Source organism: Streptomyces sp. A18 (genome assembly GCF_059026065.1).
This window is the reverse complement of sequence record NZ_JBWLKL010000008.1, coordinates 54,773-67,010: the sequence shown is the minus strand read 5'-3', so window position 1 is coordinate 67,010 and position 12,238 is coordinate 54,773. Positions and strand designations below refer to the sequence as shown.

11 protein-coding genes and 2 pseudogenes are annotated in these 12,238 nt (G+C 70.0%); 7 read left to right on the top strand and 6 right to left on the bottom strand.

Annotated features, from left to right (window positions below):
• Nucleotides 1–49 precede the first annotated feature (49 nt).
• Both AC5P1C_RS15580 and AC5P1C_RS15575 read left to right on the top strand, forming a co-directional pair.
• Nucleotides 50–733, top strand: a complete 684-nt coding sequence (locus tag AC5P1C_RS15580) for an ABC transporter ATP-binding protein (RefSeq protein ID WP_493866412.1) — start codon at nucleotides 50–52, stop codon at nucleotides 731–733.
• A 198-nt stretch (nucleotides 734–931) separates the two neighbouring features.
• Nucleotides 932–4,213 carry a S8 family peptidase gene (locus AC5P1C_RS15575; RefSeq protein ID WP_493866610.1) on the top strand — a complete coding sequence of 1,094 codons (3,282 nt, stop codon included), beginning with the start codon at nucleotides 932–934 and terminating at the stop codon, nucleotides 4,211–4,213.
• An 18-nt stretch (nucleotides 4,214–4,231) separates the two neighbouring features.
• Here the strand turns inward: AC5P1C_RS15575 and AC5P1C_RS15570 are convergent.
• Both AC5P1C_RS15570 and AC5P1C_RS15565 read right to left on the bottom strand, forming a co-directional pair.
• Nucleotides 4,232–4,327: pseudogene (locus AC5P1C_RS15570) on the bottom strand (DUF4440 domain-containing protein); the annotation flags it as partial.
• Nucleotides 4,328–4,595: 268 nt separating this feature from the next.
• Entirely contained in the window at nucleotides 4,596–5,489 is an 894-nt protein-coding gene (locus tag AC5P1C_RS15565; RefSeq protein ID WP_493866411.1) for a helix-turn-helix domain-containing protein, read from the bottom strand.
• A 117-nt stretch (nucleotides 5,490–5,606) separates the two neighbouring features.
• On the opposite strand from AC5P1C_RS15565, the gene AC5P1C_RS15560 reads away from it, so the two are divergent.
• Nucleotides 5,607–6,668: an NAD(P)-dependent alcohol dehydrogenase gene (locus AC5P1C_RS15560; RefSeq protein ID WP_493866410.1), complete on the top strand. Its 1,062-nt coding sequence runs from the start codon at nucleotides 5,607–5,609 to the stop codon at nucleotides 6,666–6,668.
• A 230-nt stretch (nucleotides 6,669–6,898) separates the two neighbouring features.
• A complete protein-coding gene (locus tag AC5P1C_RS15555; protein ID WP_493866409.1) occupies nucleotides 6,899–7,291 on the top strand; it encodes a VOC family protein in 393 nt (130 codons plus the stop codon).
• On the opposite strand, the gene AC5P1C_RS15550 is transcribed toward AC5P1C_RS15555, so the two are convergent.
• Nucleotides 7,288–8,106, bottom strand: coding sequence for an alpha/beta fold hydrolase (locus tag AC5P1C_RS15550; RefSeq protein ID WP_493866408.1), 819 nt, complete (start codon nucleotides 8,104–8,106; stop codon nucleotides 7,288–7,290). The two genes, AC5P1C_RS15555 and AC5P1C_RS15550, sit on opposite strands and share 4 nt — an antisense overlap.
• 55 nt (nucleotides 8,107–8,161) lie before the next feature.
• Here AC5P1C_RS15550 and AC5P1C_RS15545 point away from each other — a divergent pair, with 55 nt between their 5' ends.
• Both AC5P1C_RS15545 and AC5P1C_RS15540 read left to right on the top strand, forming a co-directional pair.
• On the top strand, nucleotides 8,162–9,100 hold the full coding sequence (locus tag AC5P1C_RS15545) for an aminoglycoside phosphotransferase family protein (protein WP_493866407.1): 939 nt from the start codon (nucleotides 8,162–8,164) through the stop codon (nucleotides 9,098–9,100).
• Between the two features lie 90 nt (nucleotides 9,101–9,190).
• Nucleotides 9,191–9,631 carry a helix-turn-helix domain-containing protein gene (locus AC5P1C_RS15540; RefSeq protein WP_493866406.1) on the top strand — a complete coding sequence of 147 codons (441 nt, stop codon included), beginning with the start codon at nucleotides 9,191–9,193 and terminating at the stop codon, nucleotides 9,629–9,631.
• A gap of 26 nt (nucleotides 9,632–9,657) precedes the next feature.
• On the opposite strand, the gene AC5P1C_RS15535 is transcribed toward AC5P1C_RS15540, so the two are convergent.
• Nucleotides 9,658–10,266, bottom strand: coding sequence for a ClpP family protease (locus tag AC5P1C_RS15535; protein ID WP_493866405.1), 609 nt, complete (start codon nucleotides 10,264–10,266; stop codon nucleotides 9,658–9,660).
• Between the two features lie 2 nt (nucleotides 10,267–10,268).
• Nucleotides 10,269–10,910: a ClpP family protease gene (locus tag AC5P1C_RS15530; protein ID WP_493866404.1), complete on the bottom strand. Its 642-nt coding sequence runs from the start codon at nucleotides 10,908–10,910 to the stop codon at nucleotides 10,269–10,271.
• A 276-nt stretch (nucleotides 10,911–11,186) separates the two neighbouring features.
• Between AC5P1C_RS15530 and AC5P1C_RS15525 the strand changes: the two genes are divergently transcribed.
• A complete protein-coding gene (locus AC5P1C_RS15525) occupies nucleotides 11,187–11,624 on the top strand; it encodes an ester cyclase (RefSeq protein WP_493866403.1) in 438 nt (145 codons plus the stop codon).
• A 51-nt stretch (nucleotides 11,625–11,675) separates the two neighbouring features.
• On the opposite strand, the pseudogene AC5P1C_RS15520 reads toward AC5P1C_RS15525, so the two are convergent.
• Nucleotides 11,676–11,840 (bottom strand): annotated as a pseudogene (locus AC5P1C_RS15520) (peptide-methionine (S)-S-oxide reductase MsrA); the annotation flags it as partial.
• Nucleotides 11,841–12,238 lie beyond the last annotated feature (398 nt).

Here is a 12,238-nt window from a genome sequence, read left to right as displayed (position 1 = left end):
GACCGCCGCGCACGCCGCCAACCCCCTTACGCATCGCAGGAGTCACACCATGTATCAGCTCAGAGGCGTCACCAAGCAGTACCGCAGGGGCAAGGAGACCGTCGACGCGCTGGCCGGGGTCGACCTGGCCATCGGCGACGGTGACCGGCTCGTCATCCAGGGCCCGACGGGCGGCGGCAAGTCCACGCTCCTGCAGATGCTCGGCGGGCTCGACCGGCCGACGTCCGGCAGCGTCGAACTCGACGGCGTCGACCTGGCCGCGCTGCCCGAGGCGCGCCTGACCAAGGTGCGTGCCGAGTCGATCGGCTTCGTCTTCCAGTCCTTCAACCTGATCCCCACCCTCAGCGCCCAGGAGAACGTCGAGACGGCGCTCGTCCCGCTGGGCCTGCGCGCCGTGGACCGTCGCGAACGCGCCGCCGACGCACTGGAGTCAGTGGGCCTCGGCGAACGCCGCAGCCACCTGCCCGCCGAGCTCTCCGGCGGCCAGCAGCAGCGCGTCGCCATCGCCCGCGCCCTGGTCAAACGGCCGAAGGTGCTGCTCGCCGACGAACCGACCGGCAACCTCGACGAGTCCATGCGCGACGAGATCGTGGAACTGCTCGAAGGGCTCTGGAAGGAGCACGGTCTGACGTTCGTGATGGTCACGCACGACAGCGCGATCGCCCGGAAGGCGCCGCGCCTCGCGACGATCAGGCGCGGGCAGATCAAGGTCACCGAGCGGACACCCCAGTGACCGGCTCTCCCAACTCGTCACTTCTGGTGCTCTATTGAACTTCTGACGCGCTATTGAGCAGATGTTCGACGCTGGGCAATACTTCCTCGCCCAGGGGCGGGAGCCCCTTGACCTCCAGGGGGAGACTTGCGCAGAAAAGTGAAGAGAGCCTACGGGGCCACGATCGCCACAGCGGCGGCCGTGGCCCTCGCCGCGGGCATGACCAGCCCGGCGTCGGCGGCGAAGCAGTCGCCCGACGCACTTCCGGCGGCCGCGCAGGCGGCGGGCCTCAAGAGCGCCGAGCAGACCACGCACCGCATCACCCTCATCACCGGCGACCGGGTCACGGCCGACTCCAAGGGGCGCGTCACCGCCTTCGAGCGGGCGAAGGGGCGCGAGCGGATCCCCGTACTGACCAAGCGCGTCGGCGGTCACACGCTCGTGATACCGGCCGACGCGCAGCGCCTGATAGCCGGCGGCAAGCTTGACCAGCGGCTTTTCGACATCACCGAGTTGAGCAAGAAGGACAACCGCAGGGCCCAGAAGAAGGGCCTCAAGCTGATCGTCGGCTACAAGGGGGCAGCCGCCGGGGCCAAGGCCGATGTGCGTGCCGCCGGTGACACCACGGTCCGCAGGACCCTGAAGTCCCTGAACGCCGACGCCATCACGACCCCGAAGCAGGACGCCTCCGACCTGTGGTCCGCACTGATCACGGGGAAGGGCGACGCCACCGCGTCCGGCGTCAGCCGCGTATGGCTGGACGGCGTCCGCAAGGCGAGGCTCGACAAGAGCGTCAAGCAGATCGGCGCCGACAAGGCGTGGGCCGCCGGCTTCGACGGCAAGGGCGTCAAGATCGCCGTACTGGACACCGGCGTCGACGCCACGCACGCCGACCTGAAGGACCAGGTCGTCGGCGAGAAGAACTTCACGAAGGCCGCGGACGCCAAGGACCGCTACGGCCACGGCACTCACGTCGCCTCCATCGCGGCCGGCACCGGCGCGAAGTCGGGCGGCAAGTTCAAGGGCGTGGCGCCCGGCGCCGATCTCCTGAACGGCAAGGTCCTGGACGACACCGGCTACGGCGACGACTCCGGGATCATCGCGGGCATGGACTGGGCGGCCGAGCAGGGCGCCGACGTCGTGAACCTGAGCCTCGGCGGCGGCGACACCCCCGGCGTCGACCCCCTCGAAGCCCAGGTGAACAAGCTCTCCGCGGACAAGGGCATCCTCTTCGCGATCGCGGCGGGCAACGACGGAGAGCCCGGCTCCGTCGGCTCCCCCGGCAGCGCGGACGCGGCCCTCACGGTCGGCGCGGTCGACGACAACGACAAGCTCGCCGACTTCTCCAGCCAGGGCCCGCGCGTCGGCGACGGTGCCATCAAGCCCGACGTCACCGCCCCCGGCGTGGACATCACCGCGGCCGCCGCCCCCGGCAGCGTCATCGAGCAGGAGGTCGGACAGCAGCCCGAGGGCTACCTGACGATCTCCGGTACGTCGATGGCGACCCCGCATGTGGCGGGCGCCGCCGCGCTGCTCAAGCAGCAGCACCCGGAGTGGTCGTACGCCGAGCTCAAGGGCGCACTGACCGCGTCCACCGAGGGCGGCAAGTACACGCCGTTCCAGCAGGGTTCGGGCCGCGTCGCCGTCGACAAGGCCATCAAGCAGTCGGTCGTCGCCGAGCCGGTGTCGCTCTCCTTCGCGTCCCAGCAGTGGCCGCACACCGACGACAAGCCGGTCACGAAGAAGGTGACGTACAAGAACCTCGGCAAGGAGGACGTCACCCTCGACCTCGCCGTCACGGGCACTGACCCCAAGGGCGCCCCCGCCCCCGCGGGCTTCTTCACGCTCGGTGCGAAGACGGTCAAGGTCCCCGCGGGCGGCACCGCGTCGGTCGACCTGACCACCGACACCAAGCTCGGCGGCACGGTCGACGGCGCGTACTCCGCGTATGTCGTGGCGACCGGCGGCGGGCAGTCCGTGCGCACGGCGGCCGCGGTCGAGCGCGAGGTCGAGTCGTACGAGCTGACGCTGAAGCACATCGGGCGTGACGGACAGGCCCCGAAGTACTACGACAGCGACCTGGAGGGTGTCTCCGGGCTCGCCACCGACAAGTCCTACAACCCGTCCGACCCCTCCGGCACGGTCAAGATCCGTGTCCCCAAGGGCGGTTACCTGCTGAACACCAGCATGTACGCCGACCCGGAGGACTTCACCAAGGGCGCCGACTGGATCGCCCAGCCGAAGCTGAGCGTCACCAAGGACACGACGGTGACGCTGGACGCCCGCAAGGCGAAGCCGGTCGACATCACGGTCCCGTCGGCGGACGCCAAGTCGTTCTTCGCCTCGCCCGACTACACGGTCGACACGGCGCGCGGCAGCTACTCCTTCGGCTGGTGGCTCGACTCGTACACCGACTTCCGGACCGCGCACCTGGGCCCGCAGGTCACCGACGGCTCGCTGCACCAGCAGTGGGACGGCCACTGGACCAAGGGTGACGACGCCGAGTACGACACCGTGCTCGGAGGCAAGGTCAAGCAGGTCGCCACCGGCTACACCAAGCACTTCAAGGCGTCCGAACTGGCCACGGTGAAGGTCGACCTCGGCGCGTCGGCCAAGGGCAAGAAGGGCACGATCGGCGCCCTGGGATACCTGCCCGGCAGCTCCGGCGGCTCCTCGATCAACATCGCGCAGCCGCTGCCCGGCACCCGGACGCTGTACCTGTCCACGGCCGACGACGTGAAGTGGGGCATGAACTTCGAGCAGCAGTCCGGGGTCGACCCGGACGGCTGGCCGATCATCGACGCCGCCTACTCGCTCGGTGCCGCGCAGAAGTTCGCGGGCGGCAAGAGCTACGAGAAGACGTTCAACACGGCCGTCTTCGGCCCGCGCATCGGCGGCGAGTACGGGGTCTCCCGGCAGGGCAACGAGATCGGCGGCTACCTGCCGCTGTTCGCCGACGGCAAGACGCACGCGGGCTCCTCGCTCTACTCGTCGGTGAAGACGACCCTCTACAAGGGCTCCACCAAGATCGGCGAGAACGAGGACCCGCTGGTCGGCGGCGCCACGTTCAAGGTCCCCGCGGCCGACGCCGGGTACAAGCTGTCGACGTCCGTGAAGCGCAGCGTCAAGGTGGCCGCCGCCTCCACGCGCATCGACGCGAGCTGGACGTTCCGCTCCAAGAAGGCCGACAACGCGAGGCTGCCGGTCTCCACGGCGCGGTTCAACGCGGCGGTCGACCCGAGCAGCAGGGCCAAGGCCGGCGAGACGCAGTCCGTGCCGGTGACGGTCCAGGGCGCGGCAGCGGGCTCGAACCTCAAGTCCCTTGCCACGTACGTGTCGTACGACTACGGCCAGACCTGGAAGAAGGTCACCGTCAGCGGCGGCAAGATCAAGGTCAAGAACCCGGCCGCGGGCAAGGGGATTTCCTTCCACGCCAAGATCACGGACAAGAAGGGGAACAAGTCGACGCTGTCGATCTACAACGCGTACTACGGCAAGTGAGTTAGCCGCAGCGCGCGTCTAGGCAGGAGCCGCGGCGCCGAAGGGACTGTCGATCACGTATCGCCAGTACCCGTCGGCGCCGCGGCGTGCCACGTCCGTGGCGGTCGACTTCACGACGCCCTCGATCTCCCGGTCGACGACACGGGTGGGAAGAGCCATCGCCGACATGCGCAACCCTCCTGGAAGGGCCCTGGGCCGGGCCGCGAACTCACCCCGCACGGAAGAGAACTGGGCCCGGTCCTACAGGCGTTGTGGGACTGGGGAGCGCACGCGTGTGCGCCACCGACCGCCTAGGCACTCCGCTGGAATCGCGGTGCTGGATCTGCGGGCCGGTGGGGGCTGGTCGCGCAGCTCCCCGCGCCCCTTACGGGGGCCACGGGGGTCACCGAGCGCGCGTCGCGTCCGCTCCCCAGCTGGCGAGCAGCCGCAGCGCGTCCGCCGACGCCGAGTCCGGCTCCGCGTGGTACGTGACCAGTGACTGATCGTGGTCGTCCGGCAGCTTCAGCGTCTCGAACGACAGGGTCAGGTCGCCCACCAGGGAGTGGTGCAGGTGCTTGACCCCGTGGCCCTTCTCCTGCACGTCATGCGTGGCCCACAGGCTGCGGAACTCCTCGCTCTTCACGGAGAGCTCGCCGACCAGGGCCGAGAGCAGCGGGTCGTTCGGATAGCAGCCCGCGTCCATCCGCAGGTAGCTCACGATGTCCGACGCCTTCCGCTCCCAGTCACGGAACAGGGCCCGCGCCTCGGGGTGCAGGAAACAGACGCGCGCCCAGTTCCGCTCCTCGGGCGGCAGCGCGCCCCAGTCGCCGAAGACCGCGGCGGACATGCGGTTCCAGCCGAGGATGTCCGTGCGGCGGCCCACCACGTAGGCGGGGACGCCGTCCATCGCGTCCAGGAGCTGGAGCAGCGCGGGCCGCACGTGCTGCGGGCGGGCCGGGCGCTTCTTCTTGTGCTGCTTGGGCTTGGCCAGGTGCGTCAGATGGGCGTGCTCGGCGTCCGTGAGGCGCAGGGCGCGCGCGATCGCGTCCAGGACCTCGCCCGAGACGTTGCGGCCGTTGCCCTGCTCGAGACGCGTGTAGTACGCCACGGACACCCCCGCGAGCTGCGCCAGCTCCTCGCGGCGCAGGCCGGGCACCCGCCGGTGGCGCCCGAAGTTCGGCAGGCCGACGTCCTCCGGCTGCAGCCGGGCCCTGCGGGTGCGCAGGAACTCGCTCAGCTCGGCGCGGCCGTCGAGGGGCTCGGGGGCGGGGAAGCGCTGGGCCCGGTCGTCGTCCATGCTTCCAGTATCCGGGGTCGTAGGCATACGAGCCTGTCCCCGTCAGTAGTAGGACCAATGGACGTAGGCAGAGCCGTGACCTGGGTAGATGTCCGCGCGGCTGGCACGGTTGAGGACATGACCGCACAGACAAGCACCAGCACCACCGTCACCGCTTACGCCGCCCCGTCCGCCAAGGCCCCCCTGGAGCGGACCACCATCCCGCGCCGCCCGGTGGGCGAGTCCGACGTACTGATCGACATCAAGTACGCGGGCATCTGTCACTCGGACATCCACCAGGCGCGCGACGGCTGGGGCGAGGGCATCTTCCCGATGGTCCCGGGCCACGAGATCGCCGGTGTCGTCACCGAGGTCGGCTCGGCCGTCACCAAGTTCGCCGTCGGCGACCGCGTAGGCGTCGGCTGCATGGTCGACTCCTGCCGCGAGTGCGAGAACTGCAGGGCGGGCCTTGAGCAGTACTGCGCCAAGGGCAACATCCAGACGTACAACGCCCTCGACAAGAGCGGCGAGCCCACCTACGGCGGCTACTCCTCGCACATCGTCGTCGACGAGGCCTTCACCCTGCGCATCCCCGACGGCCTCGCCCTGGACGAGGCCGCGCCGCTGCTGTGCGCGGGCATCACCACGTACTCCCCGCTCCACCGCTGGAACGCGGGCCCCGGCAAGAAGATCGCCGTCGTGGGCCTGGGCGGTCTCGGCCACATGGCCGTCAAGATCGCGCACGCCATGGGCGCCGAGGTGACCGTCCTCTCGCAGTCCCTGCGCAAGAAGGACGACGGCCTGAAGCTGGGCGCCACCCACTACTACGCGACCAGCGACGACGCCACCTTCGAGCAGCTGGCGGGCACCTTCGACCTGATCCTCTCGACGGTCTCCGCACCGCTGCCGCTGGACAAGTACCTGGGTCTGCTGCGCCCGGAGGGTGCCTTCGTGAACGTCGGCGCTCCCGAGGAGCCGGTCTCGCTCAACCTGTTCTCCGTGATCGGCGGCGGCAAGACCCTCGCGGGCTCCATGATCGGCGGCATCCAGGAGACCCAGGAAATGCTGGACTTCTGCGCCGAGCACGGCCTGGGCTCGGAGATCGAGCTGATCGACGCCGACCAGATCAACGAGGCGTACGAGCGTGTCCTCGCCAGTGACGTGCGCTACCGCTTCGTGATCGACACGGCAACGATCTGAGGCAGCGCCCCTCGGGCTCCGGGCTCCGGGCACTGCGACCTGGGCTCCGGGACCTGGGCTCTGCGACCTGGGGCCTTGGGCCGCGTGGCCGGAACTCGCCTCGGCCCGCGGCCCTAGGTCGCATTGCGCACCAGGTGGGGGGCCGTGTGACGGATGCCGGGCGCGTGGCCCGTGCCTAGTGTGGTGGGCGTCAACACGGGCACTTCAGACGCAGAGGGAGAGGTCGCACGATGACCATCGAGCTCAACCACACCATCGTCGCCGCACAGGACAAGAAGGCGTCCGCTCAGTTCCTCGCCGACATCCTGGGCCTCGAAGTGAGCCCCCAGTACGGCCCGTTCATTCCCGTCGAGATCCCGAACGGCGTCACGCTGGACTACTACGAGGCCGAGGTCGGCGGCGCGCCGATCACCGCACAGCACTACGCGTTCCTGGTCTCCGAGGACGAGTTCGACGCCATCTTCGGCCGCATCAAGGACGCGGGGCTCACCTACTGGGCCGACCCGCACCACAAGATCGTCAACGAGACCAACACCAACGACGGCGGCCGGGGCGTCTATTGGGACGACCCGAACGGCCACGTCCTGGAGATCATCACGAGGCCGTACGGCAGCGGGTCCTAAGCCGCTTCCTCCCGCTCGGTACCGGCGAGGAAGCCGAGTACGAGCGGCGTCGCGACCTCCGCGAACTCCTCGAAGTACGCGTGCCGCGCACCGGGGACAAGCCGCATCCGGGCCCCGGGAACGCGTTCCGTGAGCAGGGGCGCGTTGGCGGTCGGGTTGAACGCGTCGTCGGTGCCGTGCACGACGAGGGTCGGCGCGGTGATCCGCGGCAGCGCGTCCCACGCGTCGTGACGGGCGCTGGCCCGCAGATGCCGCCGACGCGCGTGCGGTGGCATGTCCCGATCGCCGAGGGTGTGGAACACCGGCTTCTCCCCGTGCAGGGCCTTCTGCCGGGCGATCCAGTCCGGGGTGTACATCAACTCCAGCAGCGCGCGGCGCGCGGCTACCGCGTCGCGCTGACCGAGTGCGGCACGCACCTCGGGCCCGCGCTCGATGCCGTGCGGAGCCCCCGGCGACGTACATCCGAGGACGAGCCGGTCCACCCTTTCGGAGTGATCGGCGGCGATCCACTGGGCGACGCGGCCGCCCATCGACGTGCCGTACACATGGGCGCGGTCGATGCCCGCGTGGTCGAGGACGGCGACGACGTCGCGGGCGAAGCCGGGGGTGCTGTAGCTGTCGGTGTCGGGGTGGCCGCTCGCGCCGGTGCCGCGCCAGTCCAGTACGACGGTCCGGTACACCGCGGCGAAGTCGGCGAGCACCGGGTCCCACCAACGGCGGCTGTTGGACTGCCCGCTGAGCAGGACCAGGGGGCGGCCGGAGCCGTGGACCTCGTAGTGCAGGGCGGTGCCGTCGGCGGCTTCAGCGAAGGGCATGGGGTGAACGGTAGCCACCGGCCGCCCTGTCTGCGGTCCTCGCTAGGGTGCCGGGATGACCGGGACACTCATCGACGTACCAGAGGGCTTCGCGCTGAGCACGGTCCAGCGGGAGGGTGAGCGGGGCCGGACCTGGCTCGCGACACTGCCGGGACTTGCCGACGAGCTGCTCCGGCGCTGGGACTGCGAGCCGACGGAAGCGGTCACGCACGGGCAGGTCGGCATCGTCGTCCCCGTGAGACGGCGGTACGACGGCACGCCCGCCGTCCTGAAGATCTCCTTCCCGCACCCCGGCAACGTGCACGAGCCGGACGCCTTCGCGGTGTGGCAGGGGCGGGGCGCGGTCCGCCTGTACGAGCGGGACGACGCGCGGTTCGCGATGCTCCTTGAGCGGGTGGGGGAGGGCGCGGGGGCGAACCCGGGGGCGGCTTCCCTCGCCGACGTCGAGGACATCGACGAGGCGGTGACCGCGGCAGGGCGCCTGGCACGCCGCCTCGCCGTGCCGGCGCCCGCGGGGCTGCCGCGGATGAGTTCGCTCGTGGCCGAGTGGGAGTGCGAACTGCTGGACGAGGACCGCGAGTTGGGCTCGCCGCTGCCCGCCCGCGTGGTGTCCGCGGCGATCGGGACCGTACGCGAACTGGGCAGGGACCAGCCGGACACCCTGATCCACGGGGACCTGCACTTCACCAACGTCCTGCGGGCGGAACGCGAACCCTGGCTCGCCATCGACCCCAAGGGATATGTCGGAGACCCGGCGTACGACTCGATCACGCTGCTCCGCACCCGCTTCGAGCCCCTGCTCACCGCCCCCGACCCCAGGGCCGCGATCCTGCATCGCCTGGCGGTGTTCGCCGACGCGGCGGAGGTCGACCGCGACCGGGCCAGGAGGTGGGCGCAGGCGCGGGCGGTGACGGCGGTGCACTGGGGGTTGCGGCACGGGGATCCGGCGTGGGTGATCAAGGCGACGGAGGCGCTGGCGGAGGCGCTGACGTGAGGCGTTCGCCGAAGGCGCTGACGGGGGCGTTCGCCGGGGGCAGAACGCTGATCGCTTACCGGCGGCCGGGGCGGCTCCTACTCTGGGAGGGTGAGCAGCCAAGAGCGGTACCACGAGCCGGAGCAGGCCCCGAAGGCGGATCGGCAGGCCCGCGTCATCCAGTTGCGCCCACGTTCAGTGGCACAGCCACAGCCAGTGGCCCAGCCGCAGCCTCTGCGTACGACTCCGACTCCCGTGTCCCCGGCGGCGAAAGAGCCCCTGTGGCGGGACGTGGTCGGTGACGTGCTGCGCCGCGAGCGTCTGGCCCAGGAGCGCACGCTCAAGGACGTGGCAGAGGCGGCCCGCATCTCGATGCCGTACCTCTCCGAGCTTGAGCGCGGCCGCAAGGAGGCTTCGTCCGAAGTCCTCGCGGCCGGCGCCCGAGCCCTCGGCCTGAGCCTGGCGGATCTACTCTCCCTGGCCCAGACCGAGTTGACCCGCCACGCGCAGCCGGCGCGACCGCGCCAGGGAGACATCCGCCTGGCGGCGTAGGGCCGCTCCACGGGTCCTCGCCGGGCTCAGGCGGCTGCGGCGAGTGCCCGCCGGCTGAGCACCTCGTCGGCGATCCCGTACGCGACGGCGTCCTCGGCGGTGAACACCTTGTCGCGGTCCATGTCCGCGCGCAGCGTGGCGACGTCGTGCCCGGAGTGCCGGGACAGCACGTCCTCCACCTGCGAGCGGATCCGCACCATCTCCTTGGCCTGGAGCGTGAGGTCGGAGACCGTCCCCTGCTGCCCGCCGCTCGCGGGCTGCCCGAGCAGGACGCGCGAGTGCTCGAGCACGAACCGCCGTCCGGGATCGCCTCCGGCGAGGAGCACGGCGGCGGTGGACGCGGCCTGTCCGACGCAGACGGTCGAGATGGGCGCGCTGATGAAGCTCATGGTGTCGTAGATGGCCATGAGCGAAGTGAAGGAACCACCGGGCGAGTTGATGTAAATGGACACCTCGCGCTCGGCGTTGGAGGACTCCAGGTGGAGCAGCTGCGCGATGACGACGTTGGCCACGCCGTCGTCGATCTCGGTGCCGAGGAAGATGATCCGCTCCGAGAGGAGCCGACTGTAGATGTCGTAGGCGCGCTCGCCCTGCGGAGTGCGCTCGACGACGGTAGGAATCGTGTACTGACTCATGATCAGACCCCCAGTCCCATACGCGGTTTGGACGCGGCAGGCCGCACATCGGCGAGCGAGTCAAGCACGCGGTCGACCATCCCGTATTCCTTGGCCTGCTCGGCGGTGAACCACCGGTCACGGTCACCGTCACGCGAGATGGTCTCCTCGCTCTGCCCGGTGTGCTCGGCGGTGATCCGTTCGACCGACTTCTTGGTGAACTCCAGGTTCTCGGCCTGGATCGCGATGTCGGCGGTGGTGCCGCCGATGCCGGCGGAGGGCTGGTGCATCATGATCCGCGCGTTGGGCAGGGCGTACCGCTTCCCCGCGGTGCCGACGGTCAGCAGGAACTGCCCCATGCTGGCGGCGAATCCCATGGCGAGGGTCGACACGTCGTTCGGGATCAACCGCATGGTGTCGTAGATGGCGAGCCCGGCGGTGACGGAGCCGCCGGGGCTGTTGATGTAGAGGCTGATGTCGGTCCGCGGGTCCTCGGCGGAGAGCAACAGGAGCTGCGCGCAGACGCGATTCGCGGAGACCTCGTCGACCTGGGTCCCGAGAAAGACGATCCGCTGGGTCAGCAACTGCGCGGCGAGGTGATCGTCGAACCGCGTCGAGGGCGTCTCGCCCTCGGATGCTCGCGGGGCATTGACTACGGTTGGCATCGTGGGTCCTCCTGACGATGGATGCGGCGGCGCACCTACGTGCCGCTGCCCGGTCCCATCACCTTTGCCCGCCCACACCCGCCACGTCAGGCTTCTTGCCCTGCAGCAGATTCGCTGACGGCAGAGCGGCTGCCGGGAAGACCGTTCGCCGATCTCTGCCCTGCAGCAGATTCGCTGACGGCAGAGCGGCTGCCGGGAAGACCGTTCGCCGATCTGCTCGCGCACCCCCGCGGTGGGAAAATGGAAGCGGGTGATCCGCAGTCGAGGAGGTGGATCATGGGACAGGCTCGTGAAGTCATGGACCGGCTCACGGATGCGCTCACCACACACCCGGATCTCAAGGCCCTCGGCGAGCTGTACGCCGAGGACGCGGTGGCCATCACCCCCGATGAGGGGGAGATCCGCGGCCGCGACAACATCGTGGAGTACTGGCGACAGATGACGGAGGCGGTCCCCGAGGCCACGTTCGAGACGTTGCATGCGTACGAGGCCGGCGACACGGCCATCGACGAGGGGATCTTCAGCGGCAGGAACACCGGGCCGCTGCATCTGCCGACCGGGGAGACTCTTCCCCCGACGCAGAAGGAGATCAGGATCCGCGGGGTGGACATCGCCACCGTGGCGGACGGCCGGATCGTCGACTACCGGCTCTACTTCGACGAGATGGACTTCCTGGGGCAGCTGGGAATGCTGCCCGACGAGGAGCCGTCCTGAGTTCTCGCCGAAGCCGTCCTGAGCTCTCGCCCCGGTGCCTGCCCGGTGCCGTTACTCCGCCGTGGGAGCGGGAGCGATACCCGTCGGGCAGGCACGGCCCCAGTTCGTCTCGGACGGGCTGTCCAACTGGAGGCCCGTGCCGCCGATTCCGCAGTAGCCGTCCGGGTTCTTGTCCAAGTACTGCTGGTGGTACCTCTGCTCTTCGGGCAGTAAGGGAGCGGACGACTTCAGACCGCGAGTTGCCTCCCCGTACGGACTCCCACACCAGGCGCCCCCAGGGCCCACCGGAGCGGCATCCGGGGTTCACTCAGGCCACGGCTGGGGCCGACGGCCTCCGAGGCTTTAGGCAGCCGTCATGGGGCGAGCCTCTAAGAACAGGGGGCCGATCGGGCTCATGCGGGCAGGCTCCACGAGACTGCCCGATCCGCTGGCGAGCGTAAGGCCCCCTATTCACTCGCCCCATGGCAGCTCCCGCCCAAAGCCTCTGCGGCCGGCGGCGCGATCACCGCGCACCATTACCCCAGCTCAGGCCCACACGCTGACCTCAGGGAGGAGACCACCGATGTCCCCGGGCGCGACACGGCCCGGCTCTCCCACAGGCAAGAGAGAACCGG